Source organism: Agromyces sp. H17E-10 (assembly GCF_022919715.1).
Classification (GTDB): Bacteria; Actinomycetota; Actinomycetes; order Actinomycetales; family Microbacteriaceae; genus Agromyces.
The window spans coordinates 2,469,548-2,488,873 of the sequence record NZ_CP095042.1 but is presented as its reverse complement, the minus strand read 5'-3'; the positions used below and the strand labels follow the sequence as shown (position 1 = coordinate 2,488,873).

Here is a 19,326-nt window from a genome sequence, read left to right as displayed (position 1 = left end):
CCCGCCGCCCCGACTCCTCGGGGCGGTGGGCCGTTCGCCTGTGGAGGACTCGGCGGCGGGCCGCCCGCGTACGGAACGCTTGTGGAGAACTCCTTGACATCGCCCGGCGTGTCGACCGGCTTCGAGCGGCGTGTCGCTCGGTTCTTCCTACACTCCGGAGGCGGTCGGCTCCGGGCGCCGCCAGTTCGGCGGTCAGCACCTCACCAGGGCAGGCGAAGGGCGGTGACGGATGCCTCGGCGGCGACGCCGCCCGACGGCACGACGGCGATCGCGTCGGCGTCGGCGAGCCCGCGCATCATGCCCGTGCCGACGTGGGCCGCGGGCACGGCACGGCCATCGCGGACGACGACCGGCACGAGCCGCGTCGCACCGGCGGCGCCGCCGATCGGCACGCCGACGACGATCTCGCTCGTCGCCTCGGGGCGGCCGGTCCACGCGGCGAAGAGCGGCCCGCCTACCGCGAGCAGCCCGAGCACCGCGGCGAGCGGGTTGCCGGGCAGCCCGAGCACGAGGCGGTCGCCGGCGCGCGCGAGGAAGGTCGGCCCGCCCGGCCGGATCGCGACCGACGGCACGAGCCACTCGGTACCGGGCTCATCGTCGCGCTGCCTGCCGACGCCCGGCCGCTCGACACCCAGCCGTTCGACCGCGGCCCGCACGAAGTCGACGCCCGACCCGCCCGTACCGCCCGTCGTCACGACGAGTTCGGCGGCATCGGCGACGAGCGCCGCCTCGGTCGCGGTGACCTCGTCGGCGACGCGATGCACTCCGACGACCTCGAGACCCAGTTCGGTGAGCACCGCGGGCAGCACGACACTGAAGCTGTCGCGCACGCGACCCGGCGCCGGTACTCCCGACTCGACGACCTCGTCGCCGGTCAGCACGAGCGCCACCCGCGGACGTCGACGCACGCGCATCACGTCGGCGCCCGTCGCGGCCGCGAGGGCGATGCGCGGCGGGGTGAGCACGAGGCCGTCGCCGAGCACCACGTCGCCGGCCGCGGCCTCGGCCCCCGCATGTCGGAGGTGGCGCCGGCCCGCGACATCCTGGCGCCCCACCTCGCCGACCGCCTCGAGCACACCGTCGACGACGTGCCCGGCCTCCGACCTGAGCACCGCGTCGGTACCCGACGGCACGAGGCCACCGGTCACGATCACGACGGCCTCGCCGGGCCCGAGCCCGGGCGCCTCGGCGCCAGAATCCGACGCGGCGAGCGCGGTACCGTCGACGACGCGCCAAGGCCCGTCGCCGCGCACGGCCCAGCCGTCCATCGCCGACGAGGTGTAGTGCGGTAACGGGATCGGAGTGACCAGGTCGCCGGCGAGCACCCGCCCGGTCGCGGCGTGCACCGGCACCTCCTCGACGGGTGCGATGAATGCCGCCGCGGCGGCCGCGGCGCGGGCGGTCTCGAGGTCGACACGGCCGTGACCGCCGCACGCAGCGGTCGCCGCGCCGGGCCCCGAGCTGTCGGAGTGCCCGCCCGTGGAGGTGTCGCGTCTGGCGGAGCCGGTCACGACGACGCGAGCCGTCGCACGTGTTCGAGCGCCTCGCGCGCGGCGGCTTCTGGTTCGGCGCCCCGGCCCACGGCGAGGCCCGCGGCGTATCCCGCCAGATACGTGGTCACCGGAGCGGCAGGACGCACGATCGCGTGCGCCGCGACGCCCGCGACCCCGAGCACGGCGTTCACGTCGAGCGGCGCGTCGGGCACGCCGAGCTCGGCGCGCACCCGGTCGCCCCACTCCTCGATCGTGCGGTCGAGATCGTCGTCGTTCGCGGTCATGAGGTCTCCCCTCGAGTCGCGCCGACGGCACTCGCGTCGGCCCAGGTGTCCACGTCCATCGTGGCAGCCTTCGGCACCGCGAGGTCCGTGAATCTCAGCGGTGCGAGGAGGGCTCGCATCGACGCCCCGTCGAGCGGGCGGTGCGCCGCGAGCGCCTCGATCGCGCGGTCGAGCGCGTCGCGCCGCACGACGCAGAGCAGGTGCTGGGCACGACCGGAGTCGTCGACCGCGCGCACTCCAGCGGCGCGTGCACCACCGGCCGCACCGCCCGGGTCGGCACCACCGGCGCCGGCCGCCTCACCGGCCGCGAACTCCTCGACGAGCGCCGGCACCGCGTCGGCAGCGAACGGCAGGTCGCCCGCGAGCAGCAGCACGGCCGAGGCATCCCCAGTCAATGCCCGGACGCCGGCCGCGACGGCCGCCGCCGGACCGCCGAACGGCGGTTCCTCGCGCACGACCCTGATGCCGGCCGGCAATCGCGAACGCCCGGGCTCGCCGACCACGACGACCTCGCGCGCGACCGCGGCGCCTGCCGCGACCGCCCGCTCCAGCAGGGTGCGTCCGTCGACCACGAGGTCGCCCTTGACGATGCCGCCGAGCCGCGACGCGCGTCCGCCCATGAGCACCACGGCAGCGACGTCGATCATGCGTTCATGCTAGGCAGTCGACCGGGCGCTCGCCGCGGCATCCGGGCACCGACGGCATCTCGATGCGCGATGCCGGGCATCTGAATCGGTGGACGCCCGGCGCTTTGCGCGCGCGACCGATGCTGCTACCAAGGAGGGATGGGCAGGATCACCGCGAGGAAGCGCGTCGTACGCGTCACGGTCGGCGGGTCGTCGACGGTCAGCCGTCGCGACGACCTGCTCGCCGTCGAGGAACCCCTCGAGCTCCGGGTGGGCGGCTCGCCGCTCGCGGTGACGATGCGCACCCCCGGCCACGACGTCGACCTCGCGATCGGCTACCTCGTCTCCGAGGGGGTCGTCACGAGCGGGTCCGACGTCGCGGGTGCCATCCACTGCGCGAACGCCACGGCGAAACCGGGCGCCGAAGGCGCGAACACCTACAACGTGCTCGACGTGACGCTCGCGCCGGGCGTGACCCCGCCGAGCGCCGCGGTACAGCGCGACCTGCTCATGACGAGCGCGTGCGGCGTGTGCGGCAAGGCCAGCATCGACGCGGTGCGCACCCGCTCGGCGTTCGCCGTCGACGACGATCCGGTGCGCGTCGCCCCCGAGCTGCTCGTCGCCCTGCCCGGGCGGCTGCGCGCCGCGCAGGACGTGTTCGACAAGACCGGCGGGCTGCACGCGGCCGCCCTCTTCGACGGACGCACGGGCGAACTGCTCGTCGTGCGTGAAGACGTCGGCCGGCACAACGCCGTCGACAAGGTCATCGGCTGGGCCGCCCGCGAGGGTCTGCTGCCGCTGCGTGGCGTGGTGCTGCAGGTGTCGGGCCGGGCGAGCTTCGAGCTCGTGCAGAAGGCGTCGATGGCCGGCATCCCCGTGCTGTCCGCGGTGTCGGCACCGTCGTCGCTCGCGGTCGAGCTCGCGAACGAGGCCGGCCTCACCCTGCTCGGCTTCGTGCGCGACCCCTCGCTCGTCGCCTACTCGCGGCCCGACCGGCTGCTCGCGGCATCCGGTCCGCTCGATCGGGATGCCGCAGCCGACGCATCCCGCTCACTCGAACCGGATGCCGCAGCCGACGCATCGCGCCCGCACCCGACACGCCAGCCCGCAACCGCCCAGCCGAGGTGACCATGAACGATGAGCCGTCGACCGAGCCGTATCCCGACCTCGAGGTCGGGCCGAACGAGGACTCGGCGGTCGGCGTCGCGGGCATCATGCACGCCATGCTGCCCGCGCTCGACGACATGGGCATCGGCCGCACGGCGAAGCTGTCGCTCAAGATCAACCAGGACGGCGGCTTCGACTGCATGAGCTGCGCCTGGGCCGATCCGAGCGAGCACCGGCACACCCTCGAGTTCTGCGAGAACGGCATGAAGGCCGTCACCTGGGAGGCGACGCCGGTCACCGTGCCGACCTCGTTCTGGGCCGAGCACTCGCTGACGTCGCTGCTCGACAAGGGCGAGTACTGGCTCGGGCAGCAGGGCCGGCTCGTCGAGCCCGTCTACAAGCCGGCGGGCTCCGATCACTACGAGCCGATCTCGTGGGACGCCGCGTTCGCCCTCGTCGGCGAGCGGCTGCGCGCCCTCGAGAGCCCCGATCGCGCGGCGTTCTACACGAGCGGCCGGGTGTCGAACGAGGCCGCGTTCCTCTACCAGCTGTTCGTGCGGGCGCTCGGCACGAACAACCTGCCCGACTGCTCGAACATGTGCCACGAGTCATCCGGCACCGCCCTCACCGCGTCGATCGGCGTCGGGAAGGCGACCGTCGTCTACGACGACTTCGAGCAGGCCGACCTCATCATCGTGATGGGGCAGAACCCCGGCACGAACCACCCCCGCATGCTCGGCGCCCTCGAAGCCCAGAAGCGTCGTGGCGGCCGCATCGTCGCCGTGAACGTGCTGCCCGAGGCCGGACTCATCCGCTACAAGAACCCGCAGCGGCCGCGCGGCATCGTCGGCAAGGGCACGAAGCTCGCCGACCAGTTCATCCAGATCCGCTCGGGCGGCGACATGGCCCTGCTGCAGGCGGTGTCGAAGCGCGTGCTCGACGCCGAGGATGCCGCGCCCGGCACGGTGCTCGACCACGAGTTCCTCGCGGCGCACACCGAGGGGCTCGACGCGTTCCGCGCGCACCTGGCCGACCTCGACGAGGCCGAGGTCCTGCTGGCGACGGGCATCACGTCGCAGGAGATCGACGAGCTCGCCGACGCCTACCTCGCCGCCGACCGCGTCATCGTCACGTGGGCGATGGGACTCACCCAGCAGAAGAAGTCGGTCGACACGATCAAGGAGATCGTCAACCTGCTGCTGCTGCGCGGCAACATGGGCAAGCCGGGCGCGGGCGCCGCCCCGATCCGCGGGCACTCGAACGTGCAGGGCGACCGCACGATGGGCATCTGGGAGCAGATGCCCGAGCGGTTCCTCGCCGCGCTCGAGGCCGAGTTCGGTTTCCCGGTGCCGCGAGGTCACGGCCGCGACGCGATCAAGACCGTGCAGGGACTCCGCGACGGGTCGATCGAGGTCTTCATCGCCATGGCGGGCAACTTCGTCGCCGCCATCTCCGACACGGATGCCTCGGAGCAGGCGATGCGCAGGGCGAAGCTCACCGTGCAGGTGTCGACGAAGCTCAACCGCTCGCACGTCGTCACGGGCGAGGAGGCGCTCATCCTGCCCGTGCTCGGCCGCACCGAGATCGACCTGCAGGGCGGTGTGCCGCAGTTCGTCTCGGTCGAGGACACGGTGTGCTCGGTGCACGGCAGCCACGGCGCGATCCCACCGGTCGCGCCCGGCCTGCTCTCTGAGGTCGCGGTCGTCTGTCGCATGGCGGAGGCGACGCTCGGCGGTCGAGGAGCGAGCGCCGGCGAGCGTATCGAGACCCCCGACCCGCGAGCGTCGATCCCCTGGACCGACTTCGAGTGCGACTACGACCTCATCCGCGAGCGCATCTCGCGCGTCGTGCCCGGCTTCGAGCACTACAACGACGACGTGCGGCGCAAGAACGGCTTCGAACTGCCGATCTCACCGCGGGTGCGCCGCTTCGACACCCCGAGCGGCAAGGCGCAGATCACCGTCAACGAACTGGAACACCTCGAACGCCCGGCCGGACGCCTCATCCTGCAGACCCTGCGCTCGCACGACCAGTTCAACACGACGATCTACAGCCTCAACGACCGCTACCGCGGCATCAAGAAGGGCCGCGACGTCGTGTTCGTGCACCCCGACGACCTCGCCGAGCTCGGCCTCGCCGACGGACAGCGGGTCGACGTCGTGAGCGAGTGGCCCGGCCAGCCCGACCGCGTGCTGCGCGCTCAACGCCTCGTCGCGTATCCGACCGCGCGCGGCTGCGCGGCCGCCTACTACCCCGAGGCGAACGTGCTCGTGCCGCTCGAGAGTGCGGCCGACGGCAGCAATACGCCGGTCTCGAAGGCCGTCATCGTGCGCCTCGAGCCCGTCGCCGGCGCCTGAAGCGCGCGGCGAGCGCCCCGCCCGCGCTCGCCTGCCCGGCCCGCCCGGGGTGCAAACGTTTCGGGGGTGCTTTTCCGCAACTTCGGACCGCGAGCGGGCCCGCATCTTGCGGAAAAGCACCCCCGGAACGAATCGCGCGCGGGCGCGAGGAGTGCTGGCGCGCGGCTCAGCGCGCGACGACCTCGTAGCCGGCCTCCTCGACGGCGGCGGCGACCGCGGCGTCGGTGAGCGGCGCGGTGCTGCGCACGGTCACGGTCGAGACCCCGCCTGCGACGAGCGCGACCTCGACGGCCTCGACGCCCTCGATGCCGGCGAGCTCGGCGCTCACGTGGCTCACGCAGTTGCCGCAGGTCATGCCGGCGACGGCGTAGTCGGCGCTGACGAGCGAGGCATCGGAGGCGACAGCGCTCGTGGCCGACGACGTCGACGCATCGGGGATCGCGCAGCACGAGCACGAGGCATCCGCCCCGGCCTCACCGGTCAGCTGGAGCTCGGTGGCGCCCTCGGGCACGGTCATGGCGGCGTGGCTGTGGGTCATGTCGGTGTTCCCTTCTCGAAGTCGTTGAAACTATACCCCGGTGGGGTATCACTCGCAAGCGGCGAATCGCCTCTGCCAACATGAACGAAGGAATTCCGAAGATTCTCCGCCGCGATGTCGATCTCGTGCCACGCCCGTTCGACGCATGAGTGAGGCGGGCACTTCGGCCCCTCCTCGACACCGATCCGAACAAGGAGCACACCGTGAAGTACATGCTGATCATGCGATCGAACGACGCCGCCGTCGAGGCCTACGAGGAGATGGACTTCACCGAGGTCATCGCCGCCATGGGCGCCTACAACGAGTCGCTCATCAAGGCGGGCGTGCTGCTCGCCGGCGAGGGACTGACCGACGCGAAGGAGGGCTTCGTCGTCGACTTCGACTCGACTCCCCCGGTCGTGACCGACGGCCCCTACGGCGAGACGAAGGAGTTGTTCAACGGCTTCTGGATCATCCAGGCGTCGAGCCCCGAGGAGGCCGCGGAGTGGGCCAAGCGCTGCCCGCTCGGCCCGGGCTCGAAGCTCGAGGTGCGCCGCGTCACCGAGCTCGAGGACTTCCCGCAGGACAACGAGTGGATCCAGAAGGAGGCCGGCTGGCGCGCCGAGGCCGAGGGTCGGCTCGGCACCGCGAGTGAGTGACCGAGTCGTGAGCGACGCGGATGCCTCGGGCCCGGCCGGTTCGGCGAACGCCGACGCCGACCGGGCCCGGCGTGCCGTCGCGGCGGTCTGGCGCATCGAGTCGGCCCGAATCGTCGCGACCCTCGCGCGCTTCACGGGCGACGTCGGCCAGGCGGAGGACCTCGCCCAGGAGGCGCTCCTCGAAGCGCTGAAGCAGTGGCCCGACGAGGGCGTGCCGCGCAACCCCGGCGCATGGCTCACCGCGGTCGCGAAACGACGCGCGATCGACGGGTGGCGCCGGCGCGAGCGGCTCGACGAACGATACGCCGCCATGGCCCGCGACCTCGAGCAGCAGGGCGGCGAGGCATCCGACCAGTTCTGGGACCCCGACACGATCGACGACGACGTGCTGCGGCTCGTGTTCGTGTCGTGCCACCCCGTGCTCTCGCGCGAGGCGCAGATCGCGCTCACGCTGCGCATCGTCGGCGGCCTCTCGAGCGAGGAGATCGCGCGGGCGTTCCTCGTACCGACCGCGACCATCCAGCAGCGCATCGTGCGCGCGAAGAAGACGCTCTCGGCTGCGAACGTGCCGTTCGCGGTGCCCGAGCCCGACGAGTACCCCGAGCGGCTCGCCTCGGTGCTGCACGTGCTCTACCTGATCTTCAACGAGGGCTACCTGCCGGCCTCCGGCGACGAATGGCTGCGGCCCGACGTCTCGGCGGAGGCGCTGCGGCTCGCCCGCATCGTCGCCGGGCTCATGCCGCGCGAGCCCGAGGCGCAGTCGCTCGTCGCGCTCATGGAGTTCACCGCGGCCAGGTTCCCGGCGCGCACGGCGCGCGACGGCAGCGCCATTCCGCTCGACCGGCAGGACCGCTCGCGCTGGGATCGTGCGCAGATCGCCCGCGGCAGGGCGGCGCTCGATCGGGCCGACCGCATCGGGCGCGGCCGCGGGGCCTACGGCCTGCAGGCTGCGATCGCCGGATGCCACGCGGTCGCGCCCTCCGCCGACGAGACCGACTGGGCGCAGATCGTCGTGCTCTATGAGGCGCTCGGGCGCATCGCACCGTCGCCCGTGGTCGAGCTCAACCGCGCCGCCGCGATCGCGATGGCGACGGGCCCGGCGTCGGCCCTGCGCGTGGTCGACGAACTGGTCGCCAACGGCAAGCTCGCCGGCTACCCGGCGCTGCCGGCCGTTCGCGGCGAGCTGCTCGCCCGGCTCGGGCGCACGGGCGAGGCGCGCGGCGAGCTCGAGACCGCAGCACGGCTCACGGGCAACGCGCGCGAGCGCGAGGCGCTGCTCGCGAAGATCGCCAAGCTCGGCGACTGAGGCTCTCGGCGGGCGGCAGCGCCGAACCGGGCGGGCGACGCGCACCGGGAGCCACGCTGCCGCCCCACACCCACACACCGTCGCGTGCGGGCCTCGGAGCGATCCGATCGCTCCAGGGGGATGTGCCGGTTCCTCGTTCGAGCTGTTTCAGTTCCGCCTCATCGATGAGGCGGAACTGAAACAGCCGAAATCCAACCGTCGCCCGCTGGGATTCTCGCCGCCGGCTAGTCCGCCGACTCAGCCTGCGGCCGGGCCCCCGGCGTCAGCCACGTCGGCCGGGCCCACCGCGTCGGCCGCCTTCGCCGACACCTTCGCCGCCTTCTTCGCCCGGCGCCGTTCGCGCCCACCCTCGACGAGGTCGTAGAGCACCGGCAGCACGACGAGCGTGAGCACGGTCGACGAGAGCAGGCCGCCGATCACGACGATCGCGAGCGGCTGCGAGATGAAGCCGCCGTGGCCCGTGATGCCGAGCGCCATCGGGAGCAGCGCGAAGATCGTCGCGAGCGCCGTCATGAGGATCGGGCGCAGACGACGGGATGCTCCGTGCATGAGCGCATCGCGCACGTGCATGCCCCGGTCGCGGTACTGGTTCACGAGGTCGACGAGCACGATCGCGTTCGTCACGACGATGCCGACGAGCATGAGCACGCCGACGAGCGAGGCGACGCCGAGCGGCACGCCCGTGATCACCTGCAGCGCGATCGCACCGGTCGCCGCGAACGGCACGGAGACGAGCAGCAGCAGCGGCTGCAGGAGCGAGCGGAACGTCGCGACCATGACGATGTAGACGATGAGGATCGCCGCGAGCAGCGCGAGGCCGAGCTGCGAGAACGACTCCTGCTGGTCGGCGGTCACGCCGCCGATCGACGCGGTCGTGCCCTCGGGCAGGTCGACCGTGTTCACGGCGGCCTGCACCTGGCCCGACGCGGTGCCGAGGTCGTCGCCCGCGGGCGTCGCCGACACGGTCGCGCTGCGGAGCCCCTGCACGGTCGTGACCGATGCCGGCCCGTCGACCTGCTCGACCGTGGCGAGCGTGTCGAGACGCACGACGCCCGTCGGGGTCGGCACCTCGAGGGCCGAGAGCTCCTCGACGGTCGCCGGCGGGTTCTCGGTCGCGAGGTAGATCGTGAGCGTCTTCTCGTCGATGACGACCGACCCGGCGCTCTGCGGCTGCATGGCCGCCGAGACGAGGCCGCCGAGCGCGACCTCCGAGTAGCCGGCGGCTGCGGCGTCGTCGCGGTTCACCTCGACCGCGACGTAGGGACGCGACTCCGAGAGGTTCGACGTGACCTGCGACACGGAGTCGACGCCGTCGAGCTCGCCGATCACCGCGTCGGTCGCGGCCTGCAGGTCTTCGGCGTTCGAGGCGGTGATGTCGACCTCGATGTCGTTCGACGCACCGAATCCGCTCGACGCGGCGAGCGAAACCTCGCCGACCTCGTCGGGGTCGAGCCCGTCGAGCTCGTCGCGCACGTCGGCCTGCAGGGCGTCCTGGTCGGCCGAGTCGTCGGTGGTGACCGAGTAGGTCACGGTCGCACCGCCGCCGCCGAACGCCGCGGCGAGCGGGTTCGAGCCCGTGCCGATCGAGGTCTGCACGGTCTCGACGCCGTCGGTGTCGCGCAGTACCTGCTCGACGGGCTTCGAGGCGGTGTCGAGCGCGTCGAGGCTCGTACCGACCGGCAGCTCCTGCGAGACGCGGAACGTGTTCTGCCCCGACGAGCCGAGGAAGTTGGTCTTCATGAGCGGGAACATCGCGATGGTGCCCGCGAGCACGAGCACGGCGACGATGATCGTCACCACGCCGTGCTTGAGGGTCCACGAGATGATCGGCAGGTAGCCGCGCTGCAGGCGCGACGGGTGCTCGAGCTCGTCGACGGCGGGGTGGGCGACCGAGGGGGATGCCGCGGGGCCGGCGACCGCGGTGGCGGTGGCCGTCGCACTCGCAGCCGGACGCTGACCGGGCGCGACCGGCAGCCCGGTGGCGCCGCTCTCGTCGCGCAGCTCGGGCGCGAGCCAGACGTCGTCGACGAAGGCCGCTGCGGCCTCCTCGGCCTCGAGCTCGGTCTCGTCGGCCGCGAGTTCGGCGGGCGTCTCGTCGGCCTTCGCGGGCTTGTGCAGCTTCGCGGGCTTCAGGAACCAGTACGCGAGCACGGGAACGATGGTGAGCGACACGAGGAGCGACGCGAGCAGGGCGATGGTCACGGTGAGCGAGAACGGCCGGAAGAGCTCGCCCGTCACGCCCTCGACGAGTGCGATCGGCAGGAAGACGGCGACCGTGGTGATCGTCGACGCCGTGATGGCGCCGGCGACCTCGCGCACCGCGCGCACGATCGTCGTGGCCTTGTCGACGCCCTCGACGAGGTGTCGCTTGATGTTCTCGATGACGACGATCGAGTCGTCGACGACACGGCCGATCGCGATCGTGAGCGCCCCGAGGGTGAGGATGTTGAGCGTGTAGTCGGCGACCTGCAGGCCGATGAACGTGATGAGCACCGACGTCGGGATCGAGATCGCGGTGACGAGGGTCGCACGCACCGACATCAGGAAGATGAGGATGATGATCACCGCGAACGCGAGGCCGAGCAGGCCCTCGGTCGCGAGCGACTCGATCGACTGCTCGATGTAGGGCGCCTGGTCGAACACGACCGTGAACGTCGCGCCGGGGTTCGTCGTGTCGAGGGATGCCTCGAGGTCGGGCAGCAGCGCGGTGACCGCGTTCGACACCTCGACGGTGTTGGCGGCGGGCAGCTTGGTGACCGAGATGGTCAGTGCCGGCTCGCCGTTGACGCGCGAGATGCTCGTCACCGGGTTGTCGGTGAGCGCGACGGTGGCGACATCCTCGATCGTGACCTCGACGGGGGCCCGCGGGGCCGCACCGGCCGCCGCACCGTCGGTCGCGGTGCCGTCGCCGAAGCCCGAGTCGGGAGACGTCGTCTCGCCGTCGAAGCCCAGCTCCGCGTCATCCGGGACCTGCACCTCGGTGGCGCCGAGCACGGGCAGCGCCGCGATCTCGTCGACGCTGCCGATGCGGGTGCCGGTCTGTATGGCGAACGTCGAGTCGCCCTCGGTGATGGTGCCGGCGGGCACGAGCAGGCCGTTCTGGCTGAGCGCGTCGCGGATGGCCTGCTGCGTGATGCCGTAGCTCGCGAGCTTCTCGGGGTCGGGCGTGATCGTGACGCGCTGGCCGATCTCGCCGACGAGGGTCGCGTCGCGCACGCCGTCGACGTCGGTGATCTCGCCGAGGGTGGTGCGCTCGATCTCGTCGGAGAGGGCGCTCACGTCATCGGCGCCCGTGACCGCGATCTGCAGGACCGGGAAGTCGTCGAGCGAGAGCGCGATGACCTGCGGGTCGACGTCGGCCGGCAGTTGGTTCTGGATGCGGTTGACCGACGAGAGCAGCTTCTGCTCGGCGAACGCGAGGTCGGTGCCGTAGGTGAAGCTCGCCGTGACCCGGCTGAGCCCCGTCGAGCTCGTCGTCGACGTCGACTCGAGGCCCGTGATCCCCTGGATCGCCGTCTCGATCGGCGTCGAGACGTCGTTGTTGACGACGTCGGGCGAAGCGCCCGGATAGCTGGTGACGATCGACAACTGGGGGAACTCGATCGACGGCGCGAGCTCCTGCTTGAGGCTCGTGAGCGAGATGCCGCCGAAGATCGCGACCACGATCGTGACGAGCGCGATGAGGGCACGGTTCTTCATGCTGAGTGCAGCGAGCAGGTGCATTGCTCGATTCTCGCAGCAGGGCCGCCGGCGAATGTCACCGAGTGTCGAATTCCCGGTGAAGAAGGGTCGATTTACCCCCCGAACGGGGGTGGTTTCCGATGCCGGGTGATCGGTAAGGTGGCGCTCGACGTGAGGTGGTGAGCCATGGCCACAGCGGTTGCTGCACGGCACGTGCCGTGGCTTCGCTATGCGCTTCTGGCCGTCTTCCTGTCGGCCGCGTGGCTCGCGTTCTCGCTCTTCTCGAGCACGTCGAGCGCCTCGGCCGAGGAGTCGAAACCGGGCGGTCTGCTCGGCGGCGTGACCTCGCTCGTCGGCGGCGTGACCGCGACGACCGGCGCCGTCGGCGACACGCTCGGCGACGTCGTCGACACGGTCACCGCACCGGTGAACAAGCTCGTCGAGCCCGTCGTCGAGGTCGCCCCCGAGCCCGTCGGCGACGTGGTCGAGGCCGTCGTGCCGACCGTCGTCGACACGGTGACCGACACGACGAATGACTTGGTCAGCACCGGAAACGAGACCGTCGGCACGGTCGTCAACGACGTCACCGGAACGGTCTCGGGCATCGCCGGGGGCGGCACCGTCGGGTCGATCACGACCCCCGTGACCGGCGCCGTCGACGACCTCGTCGGCTCGCTGCCGATCGTGGGCGGCGTGCTCGGCGACGACACCGTCGGCGGCATCGTCGACCCGGTCGTCGGCGCCGTCGACGACACACTCGGCACGGTCGTCGGAACACCCGGCGAGCTGCCGACCGACGGCACCGGCGTGCTTCCCGAGATCCCCTCGATCCCCGTGCTTCCGGGCGACGGCGGTTCGGCCGGCCCCGGCACGCCGGGCGTCGACCCGGGCGACCCGGGAGTACCCGGCGGCGAGCAGCCCGGCACCCCCGCCCTCCCCGTGACGCCGAACACCGCGGTCGCCCCCGCCGTCGGGACGACGGCCGGCGGCAGCGGCTCCGGCGGGGCGACGGGCGCCGGCATCGCCGCGTGGTTCGCCGACGCCGTCGGCGGATCGGGCGCCGTCCTGCCCGCCGACGGCGGAGCCCCGCCCGGCGATCACGCGCCCGCGGCGACTCCTCCGGCCGGTGGTTCCGGCGGTGCCGGAGCGGGCTCGGGCGCCTCAGGGAGCGGATCCGGCGGAGCATCCGGTACCGCCGATGCGGCGTTCGCCGCCCTCGAACTCGACGCGCTCGCGTCGCTCGCACTCAACTCGGTCGACGACGAGCTGCCGTCGTCGCCGGTGTACGACACCGACTCCACCCCTGACTGACCGGGGATCGGTCCGCCCGCACGCGCCTGCGTGCCTACGCGGACACGATCATCGCTCCCTGCCCGGGAGCGACCTCACCCATCAGTCAGGAGGACTGGATCATGAAGAGAATTGCGCTGAGGGCGCTGTACGCGACCCTCTTCGCCGGGGGGCTCACGCTCCTCGGGGCCGGCGTCGCCCATGCGGAGACGAACGGCCACGACGGCATCGTGTCGGGAACCCAGGCCGGGATCTCGATCGACCTGCCCGTCACGATCGGCGGCAACGCCGTCTCGGTCATCGGCGACTCCTCGTCGTCGGATGCGACCACCGAGGTCGCCACGGCAGACGCCGAGCCCGCCGCAGTCACCTCGGGTGACGACGGCATCGGTTCGGGCAGCCAGGCGCTCATCGACGTCGACATCCCGGTGACCGTCGGCGGCAACGCCATCTCGGTCATCGGCGACTCCTCGTCGTCGGATGCGACCACCGAGGTCGCGACCGATGCTGCGTCGGGCGAGTCCGGCACGGCCGACGCGGGCAGCGCCGAGACCAGCGGCAGCGACTCGCTGCTCGGCGGAACCCAGGGCCTCATCGACGTCGACGTGCCGATCACCGTGAGCGGCAACGCCATCTCGGTCATCGGCGACTCCTCGTCGGAGGACGCCACGACCGCGGTCGTGGCCGATGTCGCGGGTTCGGGCGCCGGGTCGGACGAGGCGGTGACGTCGGGCGATGACAGCCTGCTCGGCGGCACGCAGATCCTCGGCGACATCGACGCCCCGATCACGGTCGGCGGCAACGCCATCTCGATCATCGGCGACTCCTCGTCGAGCGACGCCGTGACCGAGGTCGGCACGGGTGGCCCGGGTTCGGGCGCCGGGTCGGACGAGGCGGCGACGTCGGGCGATGACAGCCTGCTCGGCGGCACGCAGGTACTCGGCGACCTCGACCTGCCGATCACGGTCGGCGGCAACGCCGTCTCGGTCATCGGCGACTCGGTCTCGTCGGATGCGACGACCGCGGTGCTGACCGGTGGCGCCGGCGACGGCGACGCGTCGACCTCGGGCGACGACTCGATCCTCGGCGGCACGCAGGTGCTTCCGTCGCTCGAGGCGCCGATCACGATCGGCGGCAACGCGATCTCGGGCATCGGCGACTCCACGTCGACCGACGCCGAGACGGTCGTGCTGCCGGGAGCCGGGGGCGGCTCTGCGACGACGGGCGGTGACGGCAGCCTGCTCGGGGGAACACAGCTGCTGCCCGGCCTGTCACTGCCCATCACGATCGGCGGCAACGCGATCTCGGTCATCGGCGACAGCGAGACCGACGGCTCGACGACCATCGTCGACCCGACGGACCCGACGGACCCGACCGACCCGACCGATCCGACGGATCCCACGGACCCGACGGACCCGACGGACCCCACCGACCCGACCGATCCCACGGACCCGACCGATCCCACGGACCCGACGGACCCGACCGAGCCGACGAACCCCACCGACCCCGGTGACGGCTCGAACGGCGGCAACGGCGGAGGTTCCGACGACGGTTCGGACGGTTCCTCGGTCGCTGAGGGCGGCGACACGGTGATCGTGGCGGAGAGCTCGGACGGCTCGCTCGCCTCGACGGGCGCCGACGTCTCGGGCGCCGGCCTCGCGGCCCTCGCGCTCGTCGCCGGGCTCGTGCTCGTCGCGCTGCGCCGGTTCACACTGCGACGGTCGACCGGGCGTTCCGCGGGACGCCGGTAACGGCTCATCCCGGCGCCGCCCTGCCGGCGCCGGGGCCGACCGGCCCAGCGGGTCGTGCCGGTCGATCGACTCCGTGCCGTAGACCCGTGCGGCACGGCCTGGCCGCGCTCGTCCATGGCGTGGCCGGGGCGGGGTGGTGTGCGTTCGCAGTCGCGCACCACCCCGCACCTCTCATGGACGCACGAAGGGAAATCATCGGGGGAAATCGATGAAACGACGGCGGCCCGAGCCGTGAGGCCCGGGCCGCCGTCGCCCGCGCGACGCGGGTCGGGATGATGCGACTCAGAACACGTCGGTCGCGGCACCGAGGCGCAGGAACACGGTCTCGCCCGTGGCATCCTTCAGCCCGTCGTTGTCGGTGACGGCGTAGACCTGGCCGTCCGCGCCGATGGTGAGGCCCTCGAGCTTCTCCTGGGTCCAGCCGTTGCCGGCGCGGAGCGCGGGGAGCACGTCGACCGCGAGCGTCTTCTCGAGCACGGGCAGCGCACCGGGTGCGCCGACGCCGCTCACGCCCTGCACGCCGCCGACCTCGACCGTCGTGACGCGCTTGATCGCGGCCGCAGGCCCGTTGAGCTTGTCGCGCTCGATGACGGCGAGCGTGTCGCCGTCGACCGCGGTGATCTCCGAGAGGCCGAGCCAGTCGCCGGCGGTCGCGGTCTGCTCGAGTCGGTAGCCGAACCAGGTCCAGGTCTTCGTCGCGGTGTCGTAGCGGCCGATGCGGGTCACGCCCTCGCCGTCGATCGGGCCGGACGCGGCGGCGGGGTCGGTCCACAGCGGGCGCTGCAGCGCGGCCCAGACGATCTCGGCACCGGATGCATCGGTCGTCGCGGTCACGCCCTCGAAGCCCCACTTGCCGACGTGCGCGGCGATGTCCGCGGGCAGCGACATCGTCTCGACGATCGCACCGGCGGCATCGGTGCGGACGAGCGAGTTCGCCGCGCCCGTCGCGCCCTCGTTCGCGAGCCAGAACCCGCCCTGCGGGCGGGCGAAGACGCCCTCCACGTCGAGCGCCTGCGGGCTGCCGGCCTTCGTCACGACGAGCCGGTCGGTGATGCGGGCGGGCTCGGCAGAGACATCCACCGTGAAGATCGTCGAGGGGTTCAGCGCGTTGTCGCTCGCGGCATAGATCGCCGAGGCGTCGCCGGGCTTGGCCGAGAGCGCGCCGAGGGCGAGCCAGCCGATCGCTCGCCCGTTCGCGTCGTCGTCGCTCACGATCGACGGCTGCGCCGACGCCTCGTCGCCGAGTCGGTAGAGGTTGACGCTCGCGCGCACCGAGACCGAGGCGTCGTCGGTCTCGCTCGAGACGACGAGCAGGTCGCGCGACGGCACCGGCAGGATGCCCTCGGGCCCGTTCGTCGAGAACAGCGTCTGCACGAAGCGCGGCGAGGTCGGGTCGGCGAGGTCGTAGACGGCGACGAAGTTCGAGCGCTCGCTCGCGACGAACGCGTAGCGCGTGCCGCCGATCGTCGCGACCGCGAGGCCCTCGGGCTCGGGGCCCTTCTTGGCGGCGCGATCGTCGTTGTAGAGGCCGCGCGAGATCGCGAGCTGCTCGAACGAGTCGGCCGCGTCCCACACGACGTCGCCCGTGCGCACGTCGAACACCGACCAGCCGCGGGTGCCGCCCCGCAGGTCGCCCTCGTTCGCGGTCGCGACGTGGCGGTCGTCGACCCAGGCGATCGAGTCGGGCTCGCGCGGCACGTCGGTGATGGAGCCGGTCGCGTCGATCTTCTTGTCCTTCTTGACGTCGAAGCCCGATCCCGTCACGGTGCCGGCCGAGAACGCCCCGGTGACCCGGCGGTTGTTCACGTCGATGAGTGCGACGGCGTTGTTCTCCTGCAGGGTGACGGCGAGCTCGCCCGACGGCGAGAACGCGACGTACTCGGGCTCCGGGTCGGTCGGGGCGTAGACGCCCGCGGCAGCGAACGCGGCCGACGCCCACTTGTCGTCGAAGCGCACGGGCTGCGCCTTCCAGCTCGAGGGCTTCGCGGGCGTGAGCTTCACGGTCTGCACGAAGCCGCCGGGGGCCTGCGGTAGTCCGCCCTCGACGCCGTCGACCTCGAGCTCCTCGTCGCGCTGGTTCTCGATGGCGATCGCGGCGGTCTTGCGGTCGGGCGAGATCGCGATCGAGTCGGGCTGGCCGCCGAGGTCGATCGAGGCGAGGCGTGCGCGCGTGCCGAGGTCGAGCACGTCGAGCCGGCCGCGCGGGTTCGGGAAGTCGCCGCCGGTCTCGTCGATCACGACGAGCACGCGACCGCCGACGATCGCGACCGAGGTCGGCTGGTCGTCGGCGTGGCCGAGCTCGGCGAGCGCGACGGTGCCCGTGCCGACCGGGTGCTCGGGGTCGGTGATGTCGAGGAATCCGATGCGCTTGCCGAGCGCGTCGGTGTAGACGACGGTGCGGCCGTCCTCACTCACCGCGGAGATCTCGGCGACGGTGGCCGCCGCCGGGTCGACGCCCGCGGGCACGTTCTGGAAGACGGGGTAGGTCGCGGTGCGCGAGAACGCCGGACCGGTGGTCTCGGCACGGTCGGCGGCGGATGCGGTGGTGGCGCCGAGCGGTGCGGCGACGGCGGGCGCGGCGAGCGCGCAGCCGGCGATGACGGATGCCACGGCGAATGCGGCGAGGGAGAGCGGGCGTGCGGGCATGGGGGCTCCTGGGGTCGACGGTCGAAGTCGGGCCCAGACTCCCGCCGTCGGCTGTCGGCGTGGTGCCGCAGCGGTGACGCGTTCGTGTCCGGCGCGTGAACGCCCGGTGCGTGAACGGCCGGTGCGGCGACCGTGCGCCCAGCGTTACACGACCGCAGGCAGCAGGCCGGCTTCGGCGGGCGCGAGGCCCGGCATCGACTCCCACGCGCGGCGCAGCGCATGCACGGCCGCCTCGGTCTCGGCGACCGGCTGGCAGATCGGCAGCCGCAGGAACCGTTCGAACGCCCCGTCGATGCCGAACCGGGGTCCGGCGGCGATGAGCAGGCCCTGCGCCCTCGCGGCGAGCGCGAGCTGCGAGCTCACGGGTGCGCCGAGCCCGATCCAGACGGCGATGCCGCCGTCGACGTGGGGCACGTGCCAGTCGGGGAACTGCTCGGCGACGAGCGACTCGACCCGATCGCGGCCGGCCCGGAGCTCGGCGCGCCGCAGTTCGAGGATCTCGTCCATGCGCCCGATCAGTCGCGTCGCCATGAGCTGCTCGAGGATGGGGGTGCCGAGGTCGCCCGGCAGCCGAGCCGCGAGCAGCCGTCGGATGAGCGCCGGCTCGGCACGGATCCAGCCGATGCGAACCCCGCCCCACACCGTCTTGCCGAGCGAGCCGACGAGCACGGCCGTTCCCGCCGGCCCGTAGGCGGCGAGCGGCAGCGGCGAGTGGTTGCGGTCGATGTCGAGCTCGGCGGTCGTCTCGTCGGCGATCACGACGGTGCCCTGTCGGGCGGCGACGTCGAGCAGTCGGCGTCGTGCGTCGGCGTCGAGCGAGCGACCCGTCGGGTTCTGGAAGTCGGGCATGAGGTACGCCGTCGAGGGGTTCGTGCGGGCGAGGGCGCGCTCGAGCGCGTCGACGTCGTCGACGCGGTTCGCGACGTCGGCCTCCTCGTGCGGCGCGACGGGCACGGCGACGAGCCTCGCCCCGGCGAGCTGCAGCGCCTCGTACGCGTGCGGATACGTCGGCGCCTCGATCACCGCCCGGTCGCCACGACCGACGAGCACGCGCGACACCAGGGCGATCGCGTGCTGTGCCCCGATGGTCACCATGATCTGCTCGGGCGAGGTCGGCAGGCCGCGTGCGGCGTAGCGGTCGGCGATCGCCTGGCGCAGCACGGGCAGCCCGATGGGGTCGAACCCCGAGTCGCCGAGGTGCGCGGGCAGGTCGTCGACGGCCTCGCGCGCCACGTCGGCGAGCCAGGGCAGGGCGGGCGGCGCCGCCTTCGACAGGTCGAGATGGGTGGGGGCGGGCGGCACCGGCAGGACGGCCGGGGCGCCGGGAATGCGGGCGACGCTTCCCGATCCGCGGATGCTGCGCACGAAGCCCTGCTCGCGCAGGTGCCGGTAGGCCGCGGTCACCGTCGTGCGGCTCACGCCGAGTCGCTCGGCGAGTTCGCGTTCAGCGGGGAGTCGTGTGTCGACGCTCACCCGGCCGTCGAGCACGAGCAGTCGCACGCGCTCGGCGAGGGCGAGGTAGACGGCGCCGCGGGCACCGGCGCGCCACTCTCCGAGCAGGTTCTGCAGCGCACGGGCGCTCAGCGCGGCATCCGACATGCATGCCACT

Annotated in this window: 13 protein-coding genes; 6 read left to right on the top strand and 7 right to left on the bottom strand. The window is 72.6% G+C overall.

What is annotated here, in order from left to right:
• Positions 1–200: 200 nt before the first annotated feature.
• The 3 genes from MUN74_RS11310 to MUN74_RS11300 are packed head-to-tail and all read right to left on the bottom strand — an operon-like array spanning position 201 to position 2,424.
• The gene (locus tag MUN74_RS11310) at positions 201–1,511 is read right to left on the bottom strand and encodes a molybdopterin-binding protein (protein ID WP_244852211.1); all 1,311 of its coding nucleotides are present in this window, start codon (positions 1,509–1,511) and stop codon (positions 201–203) included.
• On the bottom strand, positions 1,508–1,777 hold the full coding sequence (locus MUN74_RS11305; protein WP_244852210.1) for a DUF6457 domain-containing protein: 270 nt from the start codon (positions 1,775–1,777) through the stop codon (positions 1,508–1,510). The genes MUN74_RS11310 and MUN74_RS11305 overlap by 4 nt, the downstream gene beginning before the upstream one ends.
• Complete coding sequence (locus tag MUN74_RS11300; protein WP_244852208.1) at positions 1,774–2,424, bottom strand: NTP transferase domain-containing protein; 651 nt, start codon at positions 2,422–2,424, stop codon at positions 1,774–1,776. The genes MUN74_RS11305 and MUN74_RS11300 overlap by 4 nt, the downstream gene beginning before the upstream one ends.
• A 138-nt stretch (positions 2,425–2,562) precedes the next feature.
• Between MUN74_RS11300 and fdhD the strand changes: the two genes are divergently transcribed.
• Both fdhD and MUN74_RS11290 read left to right on the top strand, forming a co-directional pair.
• Complete coding sequence (gene fdhD / locus MUN74_RS11295; protein ID WP_244852206.1) at positions 2,563–3,531, top strand: formate dehydrogenase accessory sulfurtransferase FdhD; 969 nt, start codon at positions 2,563–2,565, stop codon at positions 3,529–3,531.
• Positions 3,532–3,533: 2 nt separating this feature from the next.
• Entirely contained in the window at positions 3,534–5,867 is a 2,334-nt protein-coding gene (locus tag MUN74_RS11290) for an FdhF/YdeP family oxidoreductase (RefSeq protein ID WP_244852204.1), read from the top strand.
• 166 nt (positions 5,868–6,033) lie between these two features.
• Here the strand turns inward: MUN74_RS11290 and MUN74_RS11285 are convergent, their stop codons facing one another.
• Complete coding sequence (locus tag MUN74_RS11285; RefSeq protein ID WP_244852202.1) at positions 6,034–6,405, bottom strand: heavy-metal-associated domain-containing protein; 372 nt, start codon at positions 6,403–6,405, stop codon at positions 6,034–6,036.
• A 203-nt stretch (positions 6,406–6,608) separates the two neighbouring features.
• On the opposite strand from MUN74_RS11285, the gene MUN74_RS11280 reads away from it, so the two are divergent.
• On the top strand, positions 6,609–7,043 hold the full coding sequence (locus MUN74_RS11280; RefSeq protein ID WP_244852200.1) for a YciI family protein: 435 nt from the start codon (positions 6,609–6,611) through the stop codon (positions 7,041–7,043).
• 7 nt (positions 7,044–7,050) lie between these two features.
• Positions 7,051–8,349 carry an RNA polymerase sigma factor gene (locus MUN74_RS11275; RefSeq protein ID WP_370647382.1) on the top strand — a complete coding sequence of 433 codons (1,299 nt, stop codon included), beginning with the start codon at positions 7,051–7,053 and terminating at the stop codon, positions 8,347–8,349.
• A 237-nt stretch (positions 8,350–8,586) separates the two neighbouring features.
• Here the strand turns inward: MUN74_RS11275 and MUN74_RS11270 are convergent, their stop codons facing one another.
• On the bottom strand, positions 8,587–12,072 hold the full coding sequence (locus MUN74_RS11270) for an efflux RND transporter permease subunit (protein WP_244852198.1): 3,486 nt from the start codon (positions 12,070–12,072) through the stop codon (positions 8,587–8,589).
• A 144-nt stretch (positions 12,073–12,216) separates the two neighbouring features.
• Between MUN74_RS11270 and MUN74_RS11265 the strand changes: the two genes are divergently transcribed.
• Positions 12,217–13,341 (top strand): hypothetical protein, encoded by a 1,125-nt coding sequence (locus MUN74_RS11265; protein ID WP_244852197.1) that lies wholly within the window; start codon positions 12,217–12,219, stop codon positions 13,339–13,341.
• A 101-nt stretch (positions 13,342–13,442) separates the two neighbouring features.
• The gene (locus MUN74_RS19260; protein ID WP_305038244.1) at positions 13,443–15,071 is read left to right on the top strand and encodes a chaplin family protein; all 1,629 of its coding nucleotides are present in this window, start codon (positions 13,443–13,445) and stop codon (positions 15,069–15,071) included.
• A gap of 282 nt (positions 15,072–15,353) precedes the next feature.
• Here MUN74_RS19260 and MUN74_RS11255 read toward each other — a convergent pair whose 3' ends face one another.
• Both MUN74_RS11255 and yczR read right to left on the bottom strand, forming a co-directional pair.
• Positions 15,354–17,717, bottom strand: a complete 2,364-nt coding sequence (locus MUN74_RS11255; RefSeq protein ID WP_244852195.1) for an esterase-like activity of phytase family protein — start codon at positions 17,715–17,717, stop codon at positions 15,354–15,356.
• 144 nt (positions 17,718–17,861) lie between these two features.
• Positions 17,862–19,316 carry a MocR-like transcription factor YczR gene (gene yczR / locus MUN74_RS11250; RefSeq protein WP_244852193.1) on the bottom strand — a complete coding sequence of 485 codons (1,455 nt, stop codon included), beginning with the start codon at positions 19,314–19,316 and terminating at the stop codon, positions 17,862–17,864.
• Positions 19,317–19,326: the final 10 nt, after the last annotated feature.